The organism is Agrobacterium sp. GD03872 (genome assembly GCF_029840625.1).
Taxonomy (GTDB): Bacteria; Pseudomonadota; Alphaproteobacteria; order Rhizobiales; family Rhizobiaceae; genus Agrobacterium; species Agrobacterium fabrum_A.
In genome coordinates this window covers 81,532-104,764 of sequence record NZ_JAOCCY010000002.1, presented here as the reverse complement: position 1 = coordinate 104,764, position 23,233 = coordinate 81,532, and the positions used below count along the sequence as shown (strand labels likewise).

At 64.1% G+C, this 23,233-nt stretch carries 27 protein-coding genes; 4 read left to right on the top strand and 23 right to left on the bottom strand.

Translation table 11 applies throughout. The annotated features are described in order from the left end of the window. Nucleotides 1-32: 32 nt before the first annotated feature. The 12 genes from N5D22_RS04425 to N5D22_RS04370 form a co-directional block, all read right to left on the bottom strand. Nucleotides 33-962, bottom strand: a complete 930-nt coding sequence (locus N5D22_RS04425; RefSeq protein ID WP_279654564.1) for a lytic transglycosylase domain-containing protein — start codon at nucleotides 960-962, stop codon at nucleotides 33-35. A 4-nt stretch (nucleotides 963-966) separates the two neighbouring features. After that, a complete protein-coding gene (locus N5D22_RS04420; protein WP_279654563.1) occupies nucleotides 967-1,302 on the bottom strand; it encodes a DUF736 domain-containing protein in 336 nt (111 codons plus the stop codon). Nucleotides 1,303-1,347: 45 nt separating this feature from the next. Further along, complete coding sequence (locus tag N5D22_RS04415) at nucleotides 1,348-1,893, bottom strand: S26 family signal peptidase (protein ID WP_279654562.1); 546 nt, start codon at nucleotides 1,891-1,893, stop codon at nucleotides 1,348-1,350. Continuing rightward, nucleotides 1,890-2,411 carry a DUF2840 domain-containing protein gene (locus N5D22_RS04410; protein ID WP_279654561.1) on the bottom strand — a complete coding sequence of 174 codons (522 nt, stop codon included), beginning with the start codon at nucleotides 2,409-2,411 and terminating at the stop codon, nucleotides 1,890-1,892. The genes N5D22_RS04415 and N5D22_RS04410 overlap by 4 nt, the downstream gene beginning before the upstream one ends. Then, the gene (locus N5D22_RS04405; RefSeq protein ID WP_279654560.1) at nucleotides 2,408-2,662 is read right to left on the bottom strand and encodes a hypothetical protein; all 255 of its coding nucleotides are present in this window, start codon (nucleotides 2,660-2,662) and stop codon (nucleotides 2,408-2,410) included. Before N5D22_RS04405 ends, N5D22_RS04410 begins: the two co-directional genes overlap by 4 nt. Then, nucleotides 2,659-3,312 carry a ParA family partition ATPase gene (gene parA, locus N5D22_RS04400; RefSeq protein ID WP_279654559.1) on the bottom strand — a complete coding sequence of 218 codons (654 nt, stop codon included), beginning with the start codon at nucleotides 3,310-3,312 and terminating at the stop codon, nucleotides 2,659-2,661. Before parA ends, N5D22_RS04405 begins: the two co-directional genes overlap by 4 nt. Beyond that, the gene (locus tag N5D22_RS04395) at nucleotides 3,309-4,388 is read right to left on the bottom strand and encodes a replication initiator protein A (RefSeq protein ID WP_279654558.1); all 1,080 of its coding nucleotides are present in this window, start codon (nucleotides 4,386-4,388) and stop codon (nucleotides 3,309-3,311) included. The genes parA and N5D22_RS04395 overlap by 4 nt, the downstream gene beginning before the upstream one ends. After that, on the bottom strand, nucleotides 4,389-4,658 hold the full coding sequence (locus N5D22_RS04390; RefSeq protein ID WP_279654557.1) for a helix-turn-helix domain-containing protein: 270 nt from the start codon (nucleotides 4,656-4,658) through the stop codon (nucleotides 4,389-4,391). 150 nt (nucleotides 4,659-4,808) lie between these two features. Further along, a complete protein-coding gene (locus N5D22_RS04385) occupies nucleotides 4,809-5,453 on the bottom strand; it encodes a DUF2285 domain-containing protein (RefSeq protein WP_347881140.1) in 645 nt (214 codons plus the stop codon). Then, the gene (locus N5D22_RS04380) at nucleotides 5,347-5,601 is read right to left on the bottom strand and encodes a DUF6499 domain-containing protein (RefSeq protein ID WP_279654555.1); all 255 of its coding nucleotides are present in this window, start codon (nucleotides 5,599-5,601) and stop codon (nucleotides 5,347-5,349) included. Before N5D22_RS04380 ends, N5D22_RS04385 begins: the two co-directional genes overlap by 107 nt. A gap of 296 nt (nucleotides 5,602-5,897) precedes the next feature. Then, nucleotides 5,898-6,740: a DUF932 domain-containing protein gene (locus N5D22_RS04375; protein ID WP_279654554.1), complete on the bottom strand. Its 843-nt coding sequence runs from the start codon at nucleotides 6,738-6,740 to the stop codon at nucleotides 5,898-5,900. 383 nt (nucleotides 6,741-7,123) lie between these two features. After that, nucleotides 7,124-7,438 carry a DUF736 domain-containing protein gene (locus N5D22_RS04370; RefSeq protein WP_279654553.1) on the bottom strand — a complete coding sequence of 105 codons (315 nt, stop codon included), beginning with the start codon at nucleotides 7,436-7,438 and terminating at the stop codon, nucleotides 7,124-7,126. 842 nt (nucleotides 7,439-8,280) lie between these two features. On the opposite strand from N5D22_RS04370, the gene N5D22_RS04365 reads away from it, so the two are divergent. After that, a complete protein-coding gene (locus N5D22_RS04365; RefSeq protein ID WP_279654552.1) occupies nucleotides 8,281-9,168 on the top strand; it encodes a hypothetical protein in 888 nt (295 codons plus the stop codon). Nucleotides 9,169-9,198: 30 nt separating this feature from the next. On the opposite strand, the gene N5D22_RS04360 is transcribed toward N5D22_RS04365, so the two are convergent. Further along, nucleotides 9,199-9,612 (bottom strand): hypothetical protein, encoded by a 414-nt coding sequence (locus tag N5D22_RS04360; RefSeq protein WP_279654551.1) that lies wholly within the window; start codon nucleotides 9,610-9,612, stop codon nucleotides 9,199-9,201. Nucleotides 9,613-9,747: 135 nt separating this feature from the next. Next, nucleotides 9,748-11,790: a ParB/RepB/Spo0J family partition protein gene (locus tag N5D22_RS04355; protein WP_279654550.1), complete on the bottom strand. Its 2,043-nt coding sequence runs from the start codon at nucleotides 11,788-11,790 to the stop codon at nucleotides 9,748-9,750. A 382-nt stretch (nucleotides 11,791-12,172) separates the two neighbouring features. On the opposite strand from N5D22_RS04355, the gene N5D22_RS04350 reads away from it, so the two are divergent. Further along, nucleotides 12,173-12,930, top strand: a protein-coding gene (locus N5D22_RS04350) for an IS5 family transposase (RefSeq protein ID WP_279654549.1) whose coding sequence is annotated in 2 segments (ribosomal slippage) — nucleotides 12,173-12,494 and nucleotides 12,494-12,930 — 759 coding nt in all. Because the reading frame shifts where the segments join, the coding sequence is not laid out codon by codon here. A gap of 264 nt (nucleotides 12,931-13,194) precedes the next feature. On the opposite strand, the gene N5D22_RS04345 is transcribed toward N5D22_RS04350, so the two are convergent. The 8 genes from N5D22_RS04345 to N5D22_RS04310 form a co-directional block, all read right to left on the bottom strand. Continuing rightward, complete coding sequence (locus N5D22_RS04345; RefSeq protein WP_017504327.1) at nucleotides 13,195-13,785, bottom strand: SAM-dependent methyltransferase; 591 nt, start codon at nucleotides 13,783-13,785, stop codon at nucleotides 13,195-13,197. Continuing rightward, the gene (locus tag N5D22_RS04340) at nucleotides 13,778-14,524 is read right to left on the bottom strand and encodes a PIG-L family deacetylase (protein WP_017504326.1); all 747 of its coding nucleotides are present in this window, start codon (nucleotides 14,522-14,524) and stop codon (nucleotides 13,778-13,780) included. Before N5D22_RS04340 ends, N5D22_RS04345 begins: the two co-directional genes overlap by 8 nt. Then, complete coding sequence (locus N5D22_RS04335) at nucleotides 14,518-15,666, bottom strand: acyl-CoA dehydrogenase (RefSeq protein ID WP_279654548.1); 1,149 nt, start codon at nucleotides 15,664-15,666, stop codon at nucleotides 14,518-14,520. The genes N5D22_RS04340 and N5D22_RS04335 overlap by 7 nt, the downstream gene beginning before the upstream one ends. Next, a complete protein-coding gene (locus N5D22_RS04330; RefSeq protein ID WP_279654547.1) occupies nucleotides 15,663-16,763 on the bottom strand; it encodes a glycosyltransferase in 1,101 nt (366 codons plus the stop codon). Before N5D22_RS04330 ends, N5D22_RS04335 begins: the two co-directional genes overlap by 4 nt. A gap of 3 nt (nucleotides 16,764-16,766) precedes the next feature. Next, nucleotides 16,767-18,887, bottom strand: coding sequence for a catalase (locus N5D22_RS04325; RefSeq protein WP_279654546.1), 2,121 nt, complete (start codon nucleotides 18,885-18,887; stop codon nucleotides 16,767-16,769). 133 nt (nucleotides 18,888-19,020) lie between these two features. Then, nucleotides 19,021-19,947 carry an NAD(P)/FAD-dependent oxidoreductase gene (locus N5D22_RS04320; RefSeq protein ID WP_200216375.1) on the bottom strand — a complete coding sequence of 309 codons (927 nt, stop codon included), beginning with the start codon at nucleotides 19,945-19,947 and terminating at the stop codon, nucleotides 19,021-19,023. Nucleotides 19,948-20,128: 181 nt separating this feature from the next. Then, complete coding sequence (locus tag N5D22_RS04315; RefSeq protein ID WP_234287979.1) at nucleotides 20,129-20,203, bottom strand: hypothetical protein; 75 nt, start codon at nucleotides 20,201-20,203, stop codon at nucleotides 20,129-20,131. Beyond that, nucleotides 20,200-20,400 (bottom strand): hypothetical protein, encoded by a 201-nt coding sequence (locus N5D22_RS04310; RefSeq protein WP_026108295.1) that lies wholly within the window; start codon nucleotides 20,398-20,400, stop codon nucleotides 20,200-20,202. The genes N5D22_RS04315 and N5D22_RS04310 overlap by 4 nt, the downstream gene beginning before the upstream one ends. Nucleotides 20,401-20,555: 155 nt before the next feature. Between N5D22_RS04310 and N5D22_RS04305 the strand changes: the two genes are divergently transcribed. Continuing rightward, nucleotides 20,556-21,313, top strand: a protein-coding gene (locus tag N5D22_RS04305) for an IS5 family transposase (RefSeq protein ID WP_279654544.1) whose coding sequence is annotated in 2 segments (ribosomal slippage) — nucleotides 20,556-20,877 and nucleotides 20,877-21,313 — 759 coding nt in all. Because the reading frame shifts where the segments join, the coding sequence is not laid out codon by codon here. A gap of 9 nt (nucleotides 21,314-21,322) precedes the next feature. Here N5D22_RS04305 and N5D22_RS04300 read toward each other — a convergent pair. Beyond that, nucleotides 21,323-21,949, bottom strand: coding sequence for a hypothetical protein (locus N5D22_RS04300; RefSeq protein WP_279654543.1), 627 nt, complete (start codon nucleotides 21,947-21,949; stop codon nucleotides 21,323-21,325). Nucleotides 21,950-22,048: 99 nt separating this feature from the next. Here N5D22_RS04300 and N5D22_RS04295 point away from each other — a divergent pair, with 99 nt between their 5' ends. Then, the gene (locus N5D22_RS04295; protein ID WP_279654542.1) at nucleotides 22,049-23,230 is read left to right on the top strand and encodes a Fic family protein; all 1,182 of its coding nucleotides are present in this window, start codon (nucleotides 22,049-22,051) and stop codon (nucleotides 23,228-23,230) included. Nucleotides 23,231-23,233 lie beyond the last annotated feature (3 nt).

The window sequence follows — 23,233 nt, the reverse complement described above, 5'->3', positions numbered from 1 at the left end:
AACCAGCCACACGATGCCGCCGACCATGGTGCTCATGGCTGCGGCCCGGTGCTCGCCCGCGCGACGAAGAGGCCACCGGACTGCGGCACGATGGCGGAAACATCGCGCACGGTGACGGTCGCGGGCCTGTCGTTCGAGGTGCGCTCGACCTGCACGGGATCGGCTGCGGAATGGCGATCCGGCTGCGCGATGAACAAGGGCGCGCGCGTCCATGCGAGCGGATCAGCCGCCGCGACCGCGACAGGCGTAACGATCGCGCCGCCGTCTATGATCGGCGCAATGGCTGCGACATAGGCGCGGGTTTCAGCGGGCAATGGCCGACCGGAAAGCGACGCCTCATAGCGACTAGGGCCGGCATTGTAGGCGGCGAGCATGGCGCTGACACTGCCGTAGCGATCATGCAACTCGCGCAGATAGGCCGTGCCAGCAAGAATGTTGTCGCGCGGATCGTAAGCGTCGCCGCCGAGCCGATGCCGGACGCGCAGTTCCGTCCATGTGGCGGGCATAATCTGCATCAGCCCCATCGCACCGACCGAAGAGATGGCGCGTGGATCGCCCGCGCTTTCGGCGCGCAGCACCGCCCTGATCCATGCCATCGGAACGCCGAAGCGCTGCGAGGCTTCCGTGATATGGGCAGCATAGGGATCGGAGGTTGCCGCACGCTCCGCCGATTGAGGCTGCGCCACGACGGCAACGGGTATGGCGGAAGCGAGCAATCCCGCCAGCATCAGGAGCGCGCCTCGGACAGGCGCACCTTCTCCGCTACGAAGCCAGCCTATCAGCGTGCTCGCTGCGGTCAAGGGTACGCGCAAAGCGCCGGCCAATGGCCGCCCTTGACCTGCGCTGTGCGCGCCGACCGACCTGCGTTCGAGCGGGACGGAGGGATGAGACGGCTTTCCCACGAACAGAGGGATGACCGATCTGAAGAGGATCGCACAGGCGCGCTGGCTGACGGTTCGCATGGCGTCAGTCCTTCCCATCGCGCTTTTGCGGGCGGCTCCAGTGCAGCGACCATGCGCTGCCGGCGTCGTCGTCGCGGAACAGGTTGGCGCGGATCGGCTGCGGCAAAGCGGGATCGTCGATCAGCAACGCGATATATTCGCCGGCACGCTCGCCGGTGCGCTTCCAGCCCGCGCCAATCTCCGGGCCTTCGTCATTGCCGTGGTGGATGCGGTAGTCAGGCGCGTTCTCGGCGTCGGACGGCTCGGCCGGAACGACGGTGATTTCGCGGTAGATGGTGAAGGTGTGGATGCGGCCGGTGAAGCCGGATTGCTCGCGCGTGAATGTGCCGATTTGCGGCATGGAAACCTCCTTGTGATTGCGTTGGTGAGGGAATGAGAGCGGTGGTCAGCGTGTCGCCGCACGCCAGACGAACCGGCCGTCGCCGTTTTCGTCGGTGTAGAGCGGCGTCGCCTTGCCGATGACGGTGCGCGCCGGGATCGGACCGAAATAGCGACCGTCCAGGCTGTCGCGCACGTCGGGATTCATTAGGAAGATGTCGCCATCCGCGATGCGGCGGCAGCCCTGCCAGACCGGCAGTTCGCGACCGTGCCGGTCGCGGTCGAGTGCATCGCCCAGCGGCACGGCATCGATGGTCACGGCGCTGCCGGTGCGGCAAACCCGTTGACCGGGCAGCCCCATGACGCGCTTCATCAGCGGCACGTCGCGACCGATATAGCCACGCTCGACCATGAAATCGGTGAGCGGCTTGTCCGGCATGACGGCGACCAGATCGCCGACAGCCACGTCGCTTGGGCGTTCGAGGTCGTAAAGACCGATCGGCACGCTGGCCGAGGCGTTCCAGACGAGGCGCAAAGGCGTCGGAATGAATGCGGCGATGGCGACGCCCATCGTCGCGAAATACGTCACCATGACGTAGCCGAAGCGGGTCATTGCTCAATCTCCCGCCGCTTGAGCCACGCCTGATGACGATCCGCCGTGTAGGGGCGCGGCGTATGACCGGCGCCTATACGGTTGCCGACATGCCGCCAGTGGTCGGGCGCGACCTCGCAAGCGTCGATGCCGGCAGCCTCCACCGCGTCGATATGGCGGATCACCTGTTCGACCTTGGGCCAGCCTTCGATCTTGAGCAGAATGTCGCCGCCAGGGCGCACGAAAGGCAGCGTCTGGTATGCTTCTCCCGGCTCAACGACGCGCACGATGTCGATGCGCGAGATGATGGTGCCGAAGTCGTTGGCGGCCCAGCGGACGAAGGCGAAGATGCTGCCGGGGCGATAAGAGAAGACGCGCCGCCTGCGGTCCAGCACCTGTTCGTGGACCTCTCGGCCGAACCTGATCCAGTTCTCGATCCGCTTCTCGATATGCGTCAGTTCGACATGGGTAAGGCTGTCGGATGGCAACGCGGACGGCATGAGGCCGCCGCGCGCGCGGGGCACCGCGGCGCTGGTCATGATGGATCTCTTTCGGGGTTTAGGGGAAATTCGCGCGCGAGCAGATCGCGCAGCATGTCGGCGACGGTGATGCCGCGCCGGAACGCGGCGATCTTGATCCGGCCGCGCAGCTCGGGCGTCACGTCGATGGTGAGCCGCGCCGTGAAACTGGCCGGATCGGCATCACGCGGCGGAGCGTTCGCCGCCTTGATCCAGTGTTCGGGATCGGCAGGACGGGCGGCGAAGCCGCGACGGGGCGGACGCTCGCTCACGGCGCTACCCTCTTGATGCCGAGGGCGTCGATCGACGCTGCCAGCACCGTGATCTCGCGTGCGGCGGGCGTATCGTTGTCCAGTTCGGACACCAGCCGCCCCGACTGTGCGGCGACGGCGAAGGCGATGCGCTGTCCGATGGTGGCGGCAAGCACTGGCGGATCGTGATCGGCCAGCGTCTCGGCCGTCTCGCGGGCGAGCACGGTGCGCGCACCGCATCGGTTGAGCACGAAGCGCGCGACCAGTTCGGGGCGGTAGATGCGGGCCTCGGTGATAAGCGCCAGCATTTCCGCCGAGGCCCAGCCGTCAAGCGGCGATGGCTGCACGGGGATCAGCACCAGGTCGGCCGCGAGCAGCGCCGAGCGCATCAAGGCGGCGATGCGCGGCGGCCCGTCGATGACGACATGATCGGCGTTGCCCGCCAGCGCCGGTGCTTCCCGGTGCAATATATCGCGGGCCAGACCGACGACGCCGAATGTGCGGGCCAGCCTCTCTCGGGCGCGTTGCTGCGACCAGTCCAGCGCAGAGCCTTGTGGGTCCGCGTCGATCAGCGTGACGCGCTTGCCCTGCCGCGCCCATTCTCCGGCTAGGTTCAGCGCCAGCGTCGTTTTGCCGACGCCGCCCTTCTGATTGAGGAGCGCGACGATCATGGCGCACCTCGCCGAGTGGCACCGGCACCGTGCCTCGCGTGCGTGCGCGTCAAAGAAGAAGAGTTAGATTCTTTGTTAGACTCTAAGTTAGCAGTCGGATTCCGCGTTTCAGGCCAGAGACTTAACTGCGGTTCATGCGCCCGAAATCCCGATAGTCCTGCGCCCGAAGTCCCGATACCGCTTGCGCCCGAAGTCACGAGCGCTTCCACACCGTTATCCACAGGCACTGTGAACAGACCGGAAGGGCGGATTTGCATCATTTCCCGTCGCCCTTCGCGCCAGATGTCGAGGCGGTAGCCGGGCAGCGGCTGGCGGGCGGCGATGCGGCGCAGGTCGAGCGCGAAATCGGAGATGCGCGCGAGGCTGCCCGACTTCTCGTGGAGGTGGGCAATCTCGAACAACCAGCCATGTTGCTGGTGGCCGGCGTGCTTGCGGGCGACACGGTAGAGCCAGCGTTCGATCCCGCCAGTCAGCCGGAAATAGTCGGGGTCGATGGTCAGGACCAGCGAACGGTCGATGACGCCGCGATAGAACCAGTCGGGCAGGACGAACTCCATGCCCTCGACGCGGCCGTCACGGGTGGTCAGTTCTTCCCATTCGTTGATCCAGGAGAATTGATGCCGCCGCCAATGCTCGCCGTGGCGGATGGTGGTGCGGATCACCGTCGATTGCAGACGGGCGAGCGCGCCCTTCAGCAGGCGATATTCGCGCGCGCCGGTGGCGCGGCCAACCGCCTGCAAGAGCTGATAGGGCGTGAAGCGCAGGAAGCGCGACGTGCGCAGGCCGTGGTTCTCGGCCTCGACGATCTGGCTGGCCGCCCAGATGAGCACGTCGGCGTCCCAGATCGTCGCCATGCCGTGTTCGGGCATCCCAAAGACTTCGACGCGCTGCCCGCCGGATTCATAAAGGATCGGGGCGATGCGCTTGGCCTTGGCAAGCGAGAAGAAGGGCCGCTCCATGAGATCGCGCTGATCGCGGGGGCTGGCATCGCCGGTGGCCACCACGAACGGATCGAGCCGTTCGCGTTCGCTGCGCTCTCCCAGGTGCTGCCGGGCGTGATGGTCGGCGCCCGGCATTCAGCGGGACGCCTTTTCGGCAGGGGTCAGTGGACGAGCCGGGAAGACGCGCGTGGCGGTCTTCTCGGACGCGGACTTGCGGATGCCGTCTTTGGTCCACGCCTGAAGGTCATCGACGGAATAGACGATCCGTCCGCCGATCTTGCGATAGGTCGGGCCGGTGCCGTAGGTGCGGTGCTTTTCCAACGTGCGGATGGAAATGCCGAGGAAGCGGGCCGCATCGGGCGCGCGCAAGTATCGGGGCGGCAGCCCCGTCTTCGGGTCTATCATGATCGGATCTCCGGTCGGGTTCGAGCGGGCTGCCGAGGGCGGCAGCGGGCTATGGCGAACCGTGGCGGAGAACCGGCGGCTTGCAGCGTGCCGGAATCAAGGGGGTGCGATTCCGGCACCCCGGTCGCTCCGATCCGAGCGGAGCAAGAATCAACGATGCGGAGGAAGGCGAACGGGATAGTGCAGCAGGTCACGATAGCCGCCGCGCATGTAATGGAGACCATCCGCGACCAGACGCCGAATTTGATTCTTGCGCGGGTCGGTTTCCCAATCGGCCTTGCGTCCGTGAAAGCCGAGAAGCGATTCAGCAATCTGCCGATAGCTGGCGCCATCGAGCTTTCCGTCCAAAGCCCGCAAAGTGAGGACATGCCGACTACGGGTTTGCGGCGGAAGGTCGTGGCGCCAGTCGCCGGGCGGGCGGTGCTGGAGCGCACGCCAAAAGCGCAGCAGCGCTGCAATGCGTAGCTCCAGCAGTATGTCGAGCGGAAGCACCACGCAGAACGCGCCATGACTACGCGGCAACGGGTCTGCGAGCCAGAACTGATGTGTCAGATCGCACGAACGCCAGAGCCCATGCGATGCACCGTCCACGGCGCTGCGGAGATCGAGACCGGGCAACTCTGCCAGATCGACCGGCATGGCGGCAGGATCGGCCTCACCGACGACCGACGAGCGAAGCTCGAAAGCGTCAGGCAGCAGTGACGGCAGCCAGAACAGTCGCGCGCGGTCGGCAGGTTGATCGGGATCGGTCGCGAAATCGCAACCCCCAGCGCTCGGAAAACGCGATCCGAGCATTTGGGTTTTCTGATCTGATCGCCTTCATCCGGCGAAAATCGCGACGATAGGCTTCGTCGCGTCGAAGATATTCCCAGGCAAAACCGGCAGCAGAAATATGATCTGCATGTGCATAGGCTGCCGGTGCGCGCCAGTCTGAACTCGGCATGGCGTCACCTCATATCTACGCTCATCTCAAGCGCAAGAGAGGTGAAGAATGAACAACCTTCGATATATTTTGCAGATACTGTTTCAAGATACCATGATCTTGAAAACACATCGAAAATGGTAAATTTTTTACTACCATAATGGATGTGGCTTGGCGAGCCGGGCCAGCCCGGCGAGCCGCATTTTGCACAGCAAGCCCGCCGATCCGCCAAAGCGGATCGGCGCAAAATCGGGAAACCGATGTTGTGGAATGGCAGGAAGACGTAGAGCCGGATTGGCGGCTCTACGTCTTTGCGATCAGGCGGTTTTCAGGCGCTGCATTCCCTCGGCAAGCGTCCAGAGCGCGCGGTTCAATCCGACATTCTGGTCGATGCCATTGATGGCGCGTGTCTGGCTGCGGCGGATGCGACCATCGGCGGTCTGGCGGCGTCCGCTGATCCCGCCCCGGATGAGGTTTTCCTGAATGACGTTGAAGGTCTGCCACAGGCTTTGCCCAACATCCTCGCGGCGGCGCGGGGCAATGATTTGGTCCGGGCGAACCGGGCTTTCGTCCTCGCCATAGCGGGCGACAAGGCTCGCCTCGGCTAACACGCGCTGCTCGTCGGACGAAAGCCGCGTGTCTTTCATGCCTTCCGTAGCGTCGATCAGGCGGGGGAAATCCTCTGCCACGGTATAGACGCCCTCGATGATCTGATCCTGTATCCCGCCCTTGTGGGGGACGCGGACTTCCTCGAACCGTTCGCCCGCAATCATGCTGTTGGTGCAGACGAAACGCAGCATGCCCGCAAACATCTGATAGGCGCTCGTCCCGTCATGTGAATTGACGATGATGACTTCCGCCGCCTCCGGCTTGCCGATGCCGTCGTCCCGGCGCAGGCGCAGCATGTGCTTGGCATGGCCCATGCGCTCGCCGTCACGCGGCACCGCCTGCACGGCGAAGAACGGAAACCATCCTTCCCGGCGCAGCCCCTCGACGATCTCGATGGTGGGGACATAAACATATCTGTGCGAACGGCTGTCATGCGCTTCGCGGGCGAAGATGGACGGGACGTGGCGGTAAAGGGTTTCGTTGTCGAGGGCTTCACGCCCACTGATCTGGTGAGAGTTGCGGCCGAACCGGGTAGCGAGACGATAGGTCATGGTCTTGATCCTCATTGGCTTGGGTTGAAGCGCAGCGCTGCGCTGCAACCCTGGCCGTCGCCGAGACCGGGGGGTGCAAGGAGCAAGGGCGGGCGGGACGGAGGGGGATCGCCCGGCCTGGACGGAACGGAGGAACGACGTGGAGGAAGGCTGGGGATACCGTCCCGGCCGAGCGTCAGCGATCCCTTGCGCCGCGCCAGGGGGAGACCCCCAAGCAATCCGCCCGGCATGAGCGCCAGCGGGCGCCGGGCAAGAAACCGGATCAGGATGTGCAAAGCCTCACAACCTGAAAGCCGCATATCCTGATTGCCGTATTCTCTTGAAGGCGCGGACAAGCATGAAGAAGCCCCGCTACTCAGGCGGGGCTTCGGAGGTTTCCGGGCTCAGTCTGCGCTGCGGCGGGACCAGATGAGGTTGTGGGCCTCGCCGCCTTCGTCCTCGACTAGGCTGGCGTAGATCGGGGCCGGGAAGCTCGGATCGTCCAGCTTGACCGAGAGATATTCGCGGCCGGTTTCGCGGGCGGTCTTCTTCCAGGCCGCGCCGAACTCGGTGGCGCCGGCGAAGATCCGATAGTCGGGGCCGCGCTCGCTTTCGCCTTCGGCCGGGACAAACTTGGCCTTGACGTTGAGGGCCAGGGTCTTGACCGTGCCGGTGATGTCGCCGATCGCAGTCTTGGTGAAGGTGCCGATGGTTGCCATTGTCGTGTCTCCGTTCCTCGGGCCACGCCTATCGCGACCTCGATGGCAGTCGTGAGACCGGAGACGATCAGCCCGCACCTGAAGGGCTGGAACGAAGTGGAGGACGACCGACGACGGCTTTTTTGCTTCGCGATGCAAAGCGCGTTCGCGCGCGGCGGAAAAAAGCCGGTAACGGACGTTGCGGGAGGATGATCGAGGCGAAGCCGGTCTTCGGTCAGACCCATGCCTTTCGAGGACGCCGTAGGTGCGCCCCTGCAGGACGGCAGAGAAACGACGATGCGATCTCGGCCCCCGTCACGCGATGAAGCTGCGGATGGCATCCCTGGGATGGCCTGCGCTGTTCCTGAACGAGGCTGGCTTCTCCTGTCGGCGCTGGCGACGGTTGCGGTCATGCCTCAAGGATTGCGGACGCCAACGAGTTTGGAGCTACTGAATTGGGCGTTCCCGTCCGGTCTCACTATCACACGGCAATGCGGGATGGACCGTCGCTCCAAGCGTGATCCGCTATTGCGGGCGATGGAAAGGGCGAGGCTTACAAATCCTGAGTCCGCCGTGCTGGAGACCGCGGCAAGACACCGTTCCCCGTTGTTGCGGGGCTTCAAGAGATCCGCTGCCGCTTCTTGCGTTAGTGATCGAAGCCGAATGGCGGAAACACGTTCCTCGGCGTGGTTCCGGCGCAGCCGAGAGCGCGGCCCGAAGGGAAACGCCATAACTCTCCATGTTTCCTTTCATCCAATGTAATCACTTCATGAGCGTGGCTCCGAAACCAAACTCAGATTTATTGTTGGCGTACATGTGCACATACGCTCCTCATCTACGAGGATGTCATCCGGAGAATTTAAATGCCGAATAAACTAGCGAGGATATTAGATCGAGAAACGCCGGCACTTTTGATCGGTAACGGCATAAATCGGCATAATGGAAACTCAAGTTCATCTTGGAACGAACTTCTTGCCGAACTGGCTCGAAAACAGGGTCTCGCCCTCACCGAGCACGATGCCGCGGAAATGTCGAATACTGAGTTTTTCGACATTCTTGATCTCGCTCGACCAAAGGAGGATCGAAGCAATTTGCAGGAAGAATTCTGCAAACTGATGGGCAAATGGATGCCTGGCGATCACCACGCGGAGATCGTCGGCTGGGCACGACGGCATCAAAGGCCGCTTATCACCGTCAATTTCGATGAAAACCTCTCCAAGTCCGTAGGCGCGCAATTCTACCGACGTGGCGAGCATTTCACCCACTACTATCCTTGGAATTGTTACTTCTCAGATCGTGAAGTTGGAAATCCCCGTTCGAGCTTCGCGATCTGGCACGCGCACGGGATGATGCGATACAAAATGAGTATCCGTCTTGGACTCACGCACTATATGGGGTCCGTTCAGCGGGCGCGTCCTTGGGTGTACAATCGTAATGGGCTCCGCGCTAACGCAAAAACCAATGAAAACTTATGGCTTGGCTCCGATACATGGCTGGAGGTGTTCTTCTTCTGCCCATTAATTCTCGTCGGCTTTGGGTTCGGAAAGGACGAAAATTTCCTTCGCTGGCTTTTTCTGGAACGGGCACGCCTACACAAGCTGAGGCCCGATTGGGCTGCTAAGACGTGGTTCGTTGATAGAGGTACAGCGGATGAAAAACAGCGGCGGGTTTTTCTCGAAGGGCTAGGCATGGAGGTCGTCACTGTTCCTGAGTACTCCGACATATACGCCAATCAAGCCTGGAAACACTAATCTTATAATAAACACCCGGCACAAGGCGGGTCATTTGTCTCGATTTACGTCGCCAACAAACCGCATCAATGCAGACAGGCCCGTGACGCCGCCACCGATCAGGCAGAAGATCGTGCGCCAAACCTCGGACGGCACGGCCTCGCGTGTGATGCCGTGAACCATCGCATAACCCGCAACAGCGGCAGGTACGGCGAAAGCAAGCGCGACGGCGAGACGCAGGATCGGCGGGCGCACTGCCATGAACAGGACGATCAGCAGACCATAGGCGACAGCGCCTGTTACCAGTCCGACCAGTCCCGCGCCGATCAGGCCGGAGCCGGAGGCATAGGCCCAACGCGCCACCTCCACGCCGAGCATGAAGGGCAGCGCATAGAAGGCGAGCGTATAGGCCAGGACGCATAGACCGGCGACCAGCGCGACGGTCATCAACATGAGCACAATCATCGCAAGTTCCTCCTGAACCGATGACGGCCACGGTCATCGGATCGGTCGCGCGGGGTCGATCCCCGCGCGACCAAAATTTTTTCGAGGGTGGAAAACAGGAAGGCCGGGACCACTTGCGCAATCCCGGCCCGGCCCTCACTCGGCGGCTTGCAGATAAGCGTCGGCTTCCGGCTCGGCGGCAGGCTGCGCGGTGCGCAGCACGGTCGGCAGCCAGCCGGTTCCGGCCAGAATCTGTTCGGCGGCCTGCGCCATCTCCGGCTTCTTCAAGCCCGCGATCCGCTCGGCGGCCTCATCGCTGACGGCTTCTCGCACTGCGGCGAGGATATGCGCCTTGGTGACGCGACCAAGATAGGTCTGCCCGGTCGGGGTCCAATGCGCCGTCATGTCCAGCACCGTCGCCGTCGCCAGCTTCTCGGTGGTTGCGCGCGCGTTCGGCTTCTGCTCCCACTGAACCCTGACCGCATTGACGGTCAGCGATGCGCAATGCGCGAGCAAGGCCATGAGGCTCGCATGGTCCAGACCGGCGACGAAGGCCCACAGGTCCGCTACGTCGCGGGGCATATCCGATGCCCATTCGGCATGACGATCCGCCAATGCCTTTGCGGCGGGCGTGTCCTCAATGCCGTCCGCGTGGGAAGCGAGGTAGGCACTGGTCAACCGGATTTCGAGGCAGGAGGCTTCCCCGCCGCGATAGAAGGTCTGCGCCGCCAGCGCATGAACCACGGCGACAAGCGCCGTATCCGGCTGCTCGCCAAGGGCGAGGCGAAGGCCAAGGGTGCGATGGGCGGTCAGATCGCGGATGAGAAGGTCCGACAGCGGCTTTCCCGCATCCCCGGCATCCTCGTCCTCGGCCTCGAGCCCGGAACCTGCCCGCTCGTCCTCGTTTCCCTCGTCCCCGACAATCTCCCCATCCGCGTTGACGGTCACGCCATCCACTTCATAGATGGCGCTTTCCGCTGCCTCTGGTTCCGGCGCTTCGTCCTCGGCGCGGATGAAACCACGCTCGATCCGGGCCGTACCGTCATGGTTGAGGATGACAAATACACCGCCGCGCGCGATCTCGTCGGCATCATAGGCGTGGCGCTTGGCGTCGATCCGCTCGATCTCAGCTTCAAGCTGCCCAAGCCGCTGATCCACCTCGTCGGGATGGTCGACGTCCGCATCCTGCCATTCTGCCGACAGGCGCTCCAGTTCCTCCTGCGCGGCGTCATAGAAGGCGGCATCTTCCTCCGACAAATCCACCGGATGCGGATAGCTGCGGCGCAAGCCGTGGGCATGGGGATAGTCGATGTGAGCGGCGGTCCACTTCCATCCTTCTGCGGCCTGCACCTCGGCGGCGATGTTTTCCAGCTTTCCGATGACAAGCCGGTCGAGCAACATGGCATCCTCGAAATAGCCGCCCCGATCCTCGGTGAAGAGGTCGCGGATGATCGTGCCGCCTGCCTCCGCATAGGCGTCCGCCCCGACGAAACGCGCGCGCCGTTCGGTCGCCTCCACATGCGCCTTGGTCAGATCACGCCGGATCGTCGCGGGTTCGCGGTTCCACGACAGGTTATCGAAAACCTGCTCCTGACGGTCATGATCCTCGGTGATGGCGAAGGCCATCAACTGATCCAGCGACAAGCCGCCATCCCGATAGACCTGCATCAGCTTCGGGCTAACAGCGCCAAGGCGAAGCCGCTGCTTCACGACATGGGCAGAAACCCCGAACCGGGCGGCGATCTCTTCCGCGCCCCATCCGCGATTATCCGCCAACTCCCGGAACCGTTCGAACTGGTCGGCGGGGTGCATGGCTTCGCGGGTGACGTTCTCGTCAAGGCTGATTTCCGCTGCGTCGTTCTCGGTGTCCAGAACGCAGCGGATTGGTTCCGTTTTCTTGATCTGCTTGCGCTTCAAGCGCAGCAATTGCGCCAGCCTGCGGCCTTCGCCGATGGTCACGAAATAGCTGCCGGTCGGCTCGCCCTCTGCGTTCGTCTCCGGCTCCACCACCAGATTTTGCAGCATCCCCTTGGCTGCGATGCTGGCCGACAGCGCTTCGATATGGGCTCCGCTATGCGGGGTCTTGCGGGCGTTGCGGGGCGACTTCTTCAACTTGTTCAGCGGCACGAACAGCGCCGCGCCGTTTTCGGCGGCAGGGGCTTCGGCAAGCGTGGCGGTCGTTTCGATGGTGTTGGTCATAGTCGTGATCCTCATTGGCTTGGGTTGGAGCGCAGCGCTGCGCTGCAACCCTGGCCGTCGCCGAGACCGGGGGGTGCAAGGAGCAAGGGCGGCCGGGACGGAGGGGGATCACCCGGCCTGGACGGAACGGAGGAACGACGTGGAGGAAGGCTGGGGATACCGTCCCGGCCGAGCGTCAGCGATCCCTTGCGCCGCGCCAGGGGGCAGCGCCCCCAAGCACACCGCCTGGCATGAGCGCCAGCGGGCGCCGGGCAAGAAACTGGATCAGGATGTGAAAAAGCCGCTGAACCTGAAAACCGCGCATCCTGATTGCCGCAGCTAGGGTCAGGACCCATTGATCCGAGAGGCGCGATCTGATTCAGGCTCCTGAGGAGTCTGGATTATGAGCGACCTGTATTGGCTGACGGACGAGCAGATGGCTCGGCTGGCACCCTTCTTCCCCAAGAGTCACGGCAAGCCACGCGTGGATGACCGCCGGGTGCTGAGCGGGATCATCTTTGTGAACCGCAACGGCCTGCGCTGGCGGGATGCGCCAGCGGCCTACGGGCCGCACAAGACCCTCTACAATCGCTGGAAGCGATGGAGCGAGGCTGGTGTCTTCATCCGGATGATGGAGGGCCTGTCCGGGGCTCAGACCGAACGCCGCACCGTCATGATCGATGCGACCTATCTCAAGGCGCACCGCACGGCTTCGAGCCTGCGGGTAAAAAAGGGGGCCTTGGGCGGCTGATCGGACGCACGAAGGGCGGCATGAACACAAAGCTCCACGCCGTAACCGATGCGAATGGACGCCCCATCAGCCTGTTCATGACGGCGGGCCAGGTCAGCGACTACATCGGGGCCGCCGCTCTCCTGGACAGTCTGCCCCGAGCCCAGTGGCTCTTGGGCGACAGGGGCTACGATGCGGATTGGTTCAGGGACGCCTTGCAGGCCAAGGGGATCACGCCGTGCATCCCAGGCCGCAAAACCCGCACCGAGCCCATCCGCTACGACAAGCGACGCTACAAGCGGCGAAACCGCATAGAAATCATGTTCGGACGCCTGAAAGATTGGCGGCGGGTCGCAACCCGCTACGATCGCTGCCCGAACGTCTTCCTGTCCGCCATAGCCCTCGCCGCTACCGTGCTGTTCTGGCTATGAGTCCTGAGCCTAGCGGCTGCCGCGCATGGTCACCAGCGCGGATTCGAACCACTCGAACCAGACGATTTCTCCGGTGGTGACCCCGTGATCCGGGCCTTCAAGCGCTTGGGTTTCCACGTCGGAAAGGTTACTTCGGCCTAACTGACGAAAGGGAGGCCTACAGCCGGACCCTGCCATTGCCGCCTTTGTCGGAATCGCCGTGCGGGCGGCCGTCCAAGCCCGCCAGAACGGCATCGTCCAAGCGGGCTGCCTCCTATCCAGGTCTTAGGGAGCCATCACCGCAGGCTTCCTTGCCAAATCAATTCTGTAGCTGGCGGCGCCTACTGCGAGCGGAATCGGCTCGAAGCCATGCGTCTCCCATTCGGAAAGGAAAAGTTCAGCCGCCGCATCCCCTTGAATGCCGCCGTCGATCGGACAGGTGAAGTTCACCAGGAGACAGTCGCCTGACGGCGACAGGGCCTGCCCGACCCGCTCGGCCAGTTCCACGATTTCCCGGGCGCTCAGAAAGTAGAGGACTTCCGACAATACGATCAGATCGAACACGCCGTCAGGCCAGGCGGCGGGCAGTTCCGCCTGCTGATAGCTGATGTTCGGCAAATCCGCCGTGCGCCGGCGCGCCTCCTCAAGCGCGATGTTGGATACGTCGACACCCAGTAGGTGGTCGCAACGAGAGGACAGCAAGCGCGTCAGCTCGCCGATGGAACATCCGACTTCCAACCCGCTGTTGTAACGGTCTCGCGGGAGAGCGTTCAGCGTCGCCTGATACTTCTCCCGCTCATAGGCGGAGGCGGCGAAATTCCATGGGTCGATGTTCTCGGCATAAAGAGCATCGAACCGATCGCGGCGCTCAGACATGGCCGCCTCCTCGGATGAAAATTTCTGGGCTTTCAAGGAAGTGCTGCTGCGTAGAGGCGTCCATCACGAACCCGTCCGGATCGTCATGGATTAGGCGTGTCATCTGTGAGCGGTGCGCCGCCAGGGCGGCCCGCTTGCAGCGACCGAATTCCCCGACCTCGAAACGGCGGATCGCTTCGCCTCGTCGCAGGCCTCGCTGCGTGAATCGGCCCCAGACCGGAAACCGCCAGAGCCGCAAGCGGGGCCGCTCCGTAACCACATCAATGGCCAGCCGGGCGGCGCGGCGATGATCGACGTGAGGGTCGCCTTCCCACGTGGTCCACAGAGCGGAAACCGCTTCGTCATCGACAAGCCTCACCAGCTTGTCGGCATAGGCGCGGCGCTGGCCGACGCTCAGCGGACCCTGGTCGGGGTGGTTGAGATGGACGACGCGGCCATGCCCCTGTGTGAGTTGGGACACCGCCTCGGCCACCTCTTCGCGCCGGAGGGCCGCGAGACGAATCCGGGGATAGGCGCGGGATCGAGGATGCGACCCCGCGCCATCGGTCAGAACGGCCACGATGACGCGCACGCCCGCGGCGCACGCCGCCGCGATCGCCGCGCCGCAGCCCAAGGTCTCGTCGTCCGGATGTGGGCTCAGCACCAGAACGGCGCCTGGCCCCGTCAAATCAGTCAGAGCAGCGGAGGGCGCATCCTGGGCGAGACGCAACACCTGCCCCTCGGCCAGCGGCGTCACCATGCCTGGGCCCAATGCCGGTCCATAATCCTCGCGGCGCGGATCAGCTTGGCGTCCGGAGCCGCCTGGCGGATGAACAGGGACAGATCGCGCCGCACCCGTTCGATGGGTGATCCTATCCCATGCGCCATCGTTCCCAGGCTCTTTTCGGCCAGCGCCAGCACCTCGACGCACGCCTCTTCGGTGAACTGACGTGCCAGCAGGACGTCGGCTACGGCGATCTCGACGGCGCTTTCGGAGCCCGGATCGCAGGTCTCGACCTGTTGGGCTGCGGCCCGGATGCACGCGGCCATGGCCCGGCATAGGGCGGCGGCGCGCCCCAGCCGCGTCAGCTGCAGGGGATCGTCCAGACGCCCGCGCGAGGACAATGCGTCGCGCCACAGATCGACCAGGGCCTCTGCGCCGCCCAGATGCGCGGCGCAATACCGCCAAACGCCGCCCTCGAAATGCGGCTCGCGCTGATAGTCTCCGGCCTGGCCCAGGCGATGATCCGCCTCGATCCGCAACCCGTCGAACCGGAACCGGCCCGACGCCGTGGCCCGCATGCCGCTGGCCGTCCACAGTTCGGCGTCCTGGCGCACCGGGTCGGAGACATCGATCACGGCCACCTCGGCCGGACCTTCTCCGCTCCCCGCCTCGCGCAGCGTCACCACGGCGTAGCCAACCTGTCCCAGGCCCGACGCGAACAGCTTCTCGCCGTTCAGGACCAGGCCGACGCCGTTTCGCTCATAGGCAAGCGGGCGCGGGCCGTCGGCCCCCCACACGCCCATCAGGGCCCCCTGCCCCACCGCGCCGAACACGGATTCCTGAACAGCCGGCGCCCCATACAGATCCACCAGCCGCACTGCATTGACATGCCCCTCGAACAGTCGCGCGACCGAGAGATTGGCGCGGCCCAGCCGTCGCAGGATAGAGAACAGGTCTTCAACGCGCGCAGCATCAATCGCTAGACTCTCCCCGCCATACGCCCGGGGCAGGCAGGCCTGGGTCAGCCCCGCCTCGGCCAGCCACGCCATCTCCCAACTCAGCCCCTCTGGGTCGCTCTCCGCCGAGGCGGCGCGATCGGCGATGGCGCGGATCAGGCCCGTCAGACTGCAGGTTTCTGTCTCGGTCGGATGGGCAGTCTCGTCATGGGCCAGGCTCATGCGCGCAGCCCTTCCGGGTTACCGCCGGCCGCCGCCATATCCCGCAGCGCCTCCAGCCTCGGCGCTTCGGCCGCCATTTCGTCCCAGGTCATGCGACTGTGGCGCGCCAGTCGGGGCGCCGTGGCCTCCACGAAGGCCCACAGGGCGCCGAAGCCGGTGAAGATGGGCGCGGCATCGATCTCGGCGACCGTCATGCCCGCCTCGGCCATAAGCGCCGCCTGATGGGCGGGACTGGACAGCGCCCCGCGCAGCCGAGCCCGCAGCGATGCACGCAGCCACACCGTGTCGGCCGGCTCCACGGTTTCGTCGCACAGGTGCACGTCCCCCGCGATCCGGGCGGCGATGGTATCGGCCATGCCGCCCGCGGCTCGCCCCTTGAGCCGACATGAGGTCACCACCCGCGCGGCGTCCGAGTAAATCACCGGCAGGTCGTGCTCGAGAAACAGCCGGACCAGGGCCCGATCCTCGCCGCAGGGCCTAAGCGGCGCACCCCCGACTCGATCGTAACCCTGCGCCGTCATGGCCAGGCTGGCGCCAGACTGCTGTCCGTGGAAAGGCCACGGGTTGAGCGGGTCCGGGTCCAGCAGACTGGTCAGTTCACGCGCCGTCTCGCCGTAGAGGGCCTCCACATCGCCGCGCCGCACGATGTCGGCGGGCAGTTGGGCGTATTCCGCGGCCTCCAGACTGACGGACCCGCACACCATCGCCGCCCGCCCGGACGTGAGCGGCGACAGGCTTTCGCGCACCCAATCGGGATGCGGACAGCTGTCCGCGTCGGTGGTCAGCATATAGCCCGCCGAGCCCACGATCTCACGCGCCAGGTCCAGAGCGCGCCGACGCGCCATGCCGGCATCGGCCAGTCCAAGGGGGAAAACAGTTTGGACGATCCGTATGTCCATTCCGGACTTCGCAGCCCAGGCCCGCGCCCCCTCAGCCGTGCGGTCCTCGCTGTTGTTGACCAGCAGGACGATCACGCCCGGCTCGGGCCAGCCGCTCATGGCGACGGCGCAGGCCGTCAGGCAGGCGATGATGCGGTCTTCTTCATTCCGCGCCGGAATGGCGATGGCGTAACGCGCCGCGCCCGATGAACCCGACACGCGTCAACCCTTGGCGTCGAGATCGACCCCGGCCTCGCGCGGCCAGTGGCGCAACGCGCGGCAGGCCTTGAGGAAGGTCGCGGCGTCCGCCTTCGCCTTCAGCGGCACGCACGCCTCGTCCAGGTCGTCGGCCAGGCCGGTCTTGTCGAACAGCACCGCCGCCTCGGCCGAATAGCCGATGAACTTGCAGTGGGCGAAGGCGTCGGTGACGAAATCCTTGGCCGCGGCGTCCCCGGCCAGAAGCGCCGCGCCGTCCTTGGAGGCGATTACCGCAACGGCGTCGAACAGGACCGAAGGCCCGCCGTCGATCTTCTGCTGGGCGGGCACGTGGGTTCCGTCCGACAGGGTGACGCCTGCGATCTTGGGCGCCACCACCTCCAGCACGGCCTTCTCCTTCGCCACCGCCGTCTTCAGGGCCGTGAACAGGTCCGCGTCGGCGCCGTCCGTCAGCAGCACGCCGAGCTTGCGTCCCTCGAAACTGTCTGGCCCGTTCTTGAGGATGCTGAGGGCGTCGGACGGCGGCAGGTCCACAACCTTGGCCGCCGCCTTGGCGGGCTTGGGCACGTCGAGCCCCAGGCCGTCGGCGACCGTCGCGGCAAGACCCTTGTCGATATGGATCAGGTGCGACACTACCCGTGCGCGAATGTCCTCGCGCTCGCATTTGGACAGCTCGAACACCAGGGCGTCGCCGATGTGCTTCTGCTCGACCGGCGTCTGGCTGATGTAGAACTGCCGGGCCTGGCTGTAGTGGTCGGCGAAACTCTCGGGCCGCAGGCGGACCTTCGGGCCTTCGTCGGAAGCGGCGAAACTGCGGAAACCGCGCACCGGGTCCTCGCGCGGGCCGCCCTCAGGCCCCCAGCTGTTGGGTTCATAGTTGGCGCGGCCCTTGGGGTTGCGCATGGCCATGTGCCCGTCCTGCTGGAAATGGGCCATCGGACATTTGGGCGTGTTGATCGGGATGTGGGTGAAGTTCGGGCCGCCCAGTCGCTTCAGCTGGGTGTCCAGATAGGAGAAGTTGCGGCCCTGCAGCAGCGGATCGTTCGAGAAGTCGATGCCCGGCGGCACGTTCTGGGTCATGAACGCCACCTGCTCGGTCTCGGCGAAGAAGTTGTCGACCACCCGGTCCAGCACCAGCCGCCCGACGATCCGGACCGGAACCTCCTCCTCCGGGATGATCTTGGTGGGGTCCAGGACGTCGAAGGCGAACTTTTCGGCGAACGCTTCGTCAAACAGTTGGACGCCCAGTTCCCATTCGGGAAAATCGCCCTGCGAGATCGCGTCCCACAGGTCACGCCGGTGAAAGTCGGGATCGGCGCCGTTGATTTTCACCGCCTCGTTCCAGGCCACCGACTGCAGGCCCAGCTTGGGCTTCCAGTGGAACTTCACGAAGGTTGAGCGGTCGTTCGCGTCCAGGAAGCGGAAGGTGTGGACGCCGAACCCCTCCATGAAGCGGTACGAGCGCGGAATGGCCCGGTCCGACATGGTCCACATGATCATGTGGAAGCTCTCGGGCGTCAGGGAGATGAAGTCCCAGAAATTGTCGTGGGCCGATTGCGCCTGCGGGAAGGCGCGGTCGGGCGCCTCCTTCACCGAGTGAACCAGATCCGGGAATTTGATCGCGTCCTGGATGAAGAAGACCGGGATGTTGTTGCCGACCAGGTCCCAGTTGCCTTCCTTCGTATAGATCTTGACCGCGAAGCCGCGCACGTCGCGGGCCAGGTCGAACGACCCCTTGGCCCCCGCCACGGTTGAGAAGCGCACGAAGGCGGGCGTGCGCTCGTCGACCCGCTGGAATACGTCGGCGCGGGTGACGTCCGACAGGGATTTGGTCAATTCGAAATAGCCGTGGGCCGCATAGCCGCGCGCATGGACGACACGCTCGGGAATCCGCTCGTGGTCGAAGTGGAAGATCTTCTCTCGGAAGTGGAAGTCCTCCATCAACGCCGGGCCCCGCGCGCCGTGGCGCAAGGTGTTCTGGTCGTCCGCGACCGGCGCGCCCTGGGATGTGGTCAGGGTCTCAACGTCTGCGCTCGCCGTCTGATGAAGTTCGCCTGCCGCGCCGCGCGTTTCAGCAGAGTTAGCCTTATCAATCGGCCGATCGGCCGCTTTCGTCTTTCTCGCCACGGTTATTTCCTCTCCCAGCCCAGAACAGGAGGGCGACGGGAGGACTATTGTCTTTATTGTCCCCCAGAACGCGCTTCCGACAACTTATACGCGCCAGACAAGGCGAAGTTCCTGGACGGCTTCCGGGCGTTTCTCAGTCGCCCCCCGCCTGAAGCGTGTGACGATCCTGTTCTCGCAACCAATTGTGGGCGCGCGTCGCCGCAAGCGCGCCCTGGCCCATGGCCACGCTGATCTGGTCCAGGCCCTGGACCACGTCGCCGGCGGCGAAGAAGCCCGGCATGCCGCTGTCGGCCAGAGCCCTGTCCGGCACACACCCGCCCTCCTCAAGGTCGATCCCCAATTGAGCGGCCAGTTCCGAGCGCGGCCGGCATCCCAAGGCCGGATAGATGACATCGAACGACGAAGGCGCCTTATGGCCCCGCAAACGCACCTCCATACGATCCGAATGGGGCTCCAGCGCTTCCAGTTCTCCGGTGACGACCGTAATCCCTGCGCGGCGCATTTCTTCCGCCTGTTCCGACGTCAGCTCGGGGTGGCTGAGCGGCATGAGTGTGATGTGAGGCGAATACTGCCGCAGGAACAACGCCTCCGCCGCACCATCGCTGTCGCAGCCGATCACCCCGATCCTGGCGTCGGTATGCTCATAGCCGTCGCAGATCGGGCAATATCGCAGCACCCCGTCCTTGATCGCCTGTTCATGGACATCATGGTCCAGGTCGACGTGATTGAGCTGGATGCCGGTCGCCAGGATCACCGCGCGGGCCGTCCATAGACGCCCGTCCGAGGCGGTCAGCCGAAAACCGTCGCCGGACGTCTCCAGACGGGCGATCTCCGCCTCCTCGATCCGCGCCCCATAGCACGTGGCGTGGCGGGTCATCCGGTCGATCAGTTCCGGGCCGTCGACGCCGTCTGGAAAGCCCGGCGCATTGTGCGTCGTGGGAATCCTCAGGGCACGGCTGCAGCCATCATGCACCACGACGACATCGCGATGATACCGCCCGAGATAGAGGGCCGCCGTCAGGCCGGCCGGACCTGCGCCGACCACAACCACCTCCGCCATTGCGCCCATACCTGCCATAAACAGCCCCACCCCGGATGATCGAAGACGACGGCTGTCGCTGGACAGCGGTCTGTGCCGGGCACAACGGCAGAGCCCTCCACGCGTTCCCGCTCTGGTCGTTGCTCCACCGGCCCGGCCGGCGCTCGACGCTCCGGCCGACAGGCGCGCCGCCCGCTGTCGATCAGGCCTTGTCGCGTATCCGCATAGAGCCCCCGCCGCCGGTCTGGACCTCGAACCGGCCCGTGGCGCGGATCAGGTCCGACAGCTTGGCGTGCCCATAGGTGCGCTGGTCGAAGTCGGGTAGGCGTTACGGAGGCGGTCGCCCAGACCGCCGACGGAAACCCATCCGTCGCTGTCCTCGTCCATGTCGGCGATGACGGTGGCGGCCAACCACTTTTCCACATGATCGGCAAACACCACGAGCAGACCGGCGACGTCATCACCAACAATCACGCGTGCGGGATTGGCCTGCGATGTTCAACGACCCACATCCTTGCACACCTGCTGGAGCTGGCGATACTCGTGGCCCGAAACACCCTCGCCGCTAGGGTCAGGACCCATTGATCCGAGAGGCGCGATCTGATTCAGGCTCCTGAGGAGTCTGGATTATGAGCGACCTGTATTGGCTGACGGACGAGCAGATGGCTCGGCTGGCACCCTTCTTCCCCAAGAGTCACGGCAAGCCACGCGTGGATGACCGCCGGGTGCTGAGCGGGATCATCTTTGTGAACCGCAACGGCCTGCGCTGGCGGGATGCGCCAGCGGCCTACGGGCCGCACAAGACCCTCTACAATCGCTGGAAGCGATGGAGCGAGGCTGGTGTCTTCATCCGGATGATGGAGGGCCTGTCCGGGGCTCAGACCGAACGCCGCACCGTCATGATCGATGCGACCTATCTCAAGGCGCACCGCACGGCTTCGAGCCTGCGGGTAAAAAAGGGGGCCTTGGGCGGCTGATCGGACGCACGAAGGGCGGCATGAACACAAAGCTCCACGCCGTAACCGATGCGAATGGACGCCCCATCAGCCTGTTCATGACGGCGGGCCAGGTCAGCGACTACATCGGGGCCGCCGCTCTCCAGGACAGTCTGCCCCGAGCCCAGTGGCTCTTGGGCGACAGGGGCTACGATGCGGATTGGTTCAGGGACGCCTTGCAGGCCAAGGGGATCACGCCGTGCATCCCGGGCCGCAAAACCCGCACCGAGCCCATCCGCTACGACAAGCGACGCTACAAGCGGCGAAACCGCATAGAAATCATGTTCGGACGCCTGAAAGATTGGCGGCGGGTCGCAACCCGCTACGATCGCTGCCCGAACGTCTTCCTGTCCGCCATAGCCCTCGCCGCTACCGTGCTGTTCTGGCTATGAGTCCTGAGCCTAAGCTTGTGGTGAGGTATGACCCAGTTCAACAGCCTTGCGACGCTGGGCGGTCGTCAACGCGGTCCAGAACCGATGGACGCGCGCGGTCGGCATTTGTTTCAGATCGTTGATATGTTGGGCGCGACGAAGCTCGATCTGGAAGAACGACGGGTGATGATCGATGTTGAAGGCCTGAAGCTTCCAGAACACGACGGCGGCGTATTTAGGGGTGAGCTTCTTATTCTTGCGATAGTAATCCAGAGCGCCCGACAGGATCGGATTGTTTTCTTTTGTAGCAAGCTGTTCAAGTGTGCGGATGCAGGATTCCAACTGCATCTGCTGGGTCAGCTTGGTGAGGTGGCGCTTCGCTTCGGCTGGCGACAGGCGCCGCCCTTTCTCCATGACCGCCACGTCGAATTGAAGTATGCAGTGGGAGCCGACCCAAAGCGTCGCATCGGTATAGTGATTGGCGATCTCGAAGTGGTAGCGAAGGTCTTGCTGGCCGCAGAGTTCACAGGTTTCGACGGGTTGCTCGTGATCGACTGTGTTGTCGGTGAAGGACCACTCGTCGAACGCAGCGGGCAGGTTTCCCGCCACTGAAAGCGGAAGAATACTGTCACGAACCCGTTGCGTGTATCCGCCCATGATGGTGCTGCCTGTTATTTAAGAGCGCTTACCTTAGCTCAACTACTATTTAAGCCAAGTGCCAATTGCTTAAATAACGCTGCGCCCGCATAATGGGGCATGCCCGAATCAGCTTCCAACCTCCGGCTAGGCCGCTTTGTCGAGACCCCTGTTGCGGGCGAAATCGTGCGTGCCTTCGTGCCGCCTCCACTGCCGCCGGAACCGCCGATCGACGTGCTGGCCCTTCTAGAGCGGCTAAGTCTGGCGGAACGTGCCTTGGGGCGCCTGGACGGCATTACTATGCTGCTGCCGCGCCAAGAACTGTTCCTCTACATGTACGTGCGGAAGGAGGCCGTCCTTTCGTCCCAGATAGAAGGAACGCAATCAACCCTTTCGGACCTGCTCCGCTTCGAGACCGAGGCGCAGGCGGGACAGCCGATCGACGACATCCGCGAAGTCTCAAACTACGTCGATGCGATGATGTATGGGCTGGAACGGCTGGAAGAGCTACCGCTGTCACTGCGTTTGATCCGCGAGATGCACGAACGCTTGCTGCAAAGCGGACGCGGCGGGACGAAGAATCCCGGCGAGTTTCGGCGGTCTCAGAACTGGATCGGCGGCTCACGTCCAGCCAACGCGCTGTTCGTGCCGCCGCCGCCGACCGAGATGGACGGTTGTCTCGATGCGCTTGAGCGCTTCATGCACGAGGACGGTTCCCGTCTACCCGCCCTCATAAAGGCCGGGCTGCTGCATGTCCAATTCGAGACCATCCACCCGTTCCTTGATGGCAACGGCAGGATCGGCCGCTTGCTGGTGACGTTGTATCTCTGCGTCAACGGTGTGCTGTGCAAGCCGCTCCTCTATTTGAGCTTGTACCTGAAAACTCATCGCGCCGATTATTACCGACTTCTTCAGGAGGTGCGCGAGCACGGGGCATGGGAAGCCTGGCTTGATTTCTTCCTCACCGGCGTTGCGGATACGGCCAATCAGGCGTTCGAGGCCGCTACCCGTATTGTTGATCTGTTCAAGGAAGACCGCGAGCGGATTACGACAGAGAGCGACCGGGCAGGCTCCGCGCTGCGTATCCATGATCTGTTTCAGCAGAACCCGTTCCTGACGGCCAACCAGCTCGTCCAACAAACAGGGCTTTCCGCACCGACAGTTAATGCGGCACTCGCCGATCTGGAACGGTTCGGCATCGTTGAGGAAATCACCGGGCGCAAACGGGGGCGCGTGTTCAGTTACCGGCGATATCTCGCCATCTTGAGCGAGGGAACCGACCCGCTCCCCATAACGGCCTGATGG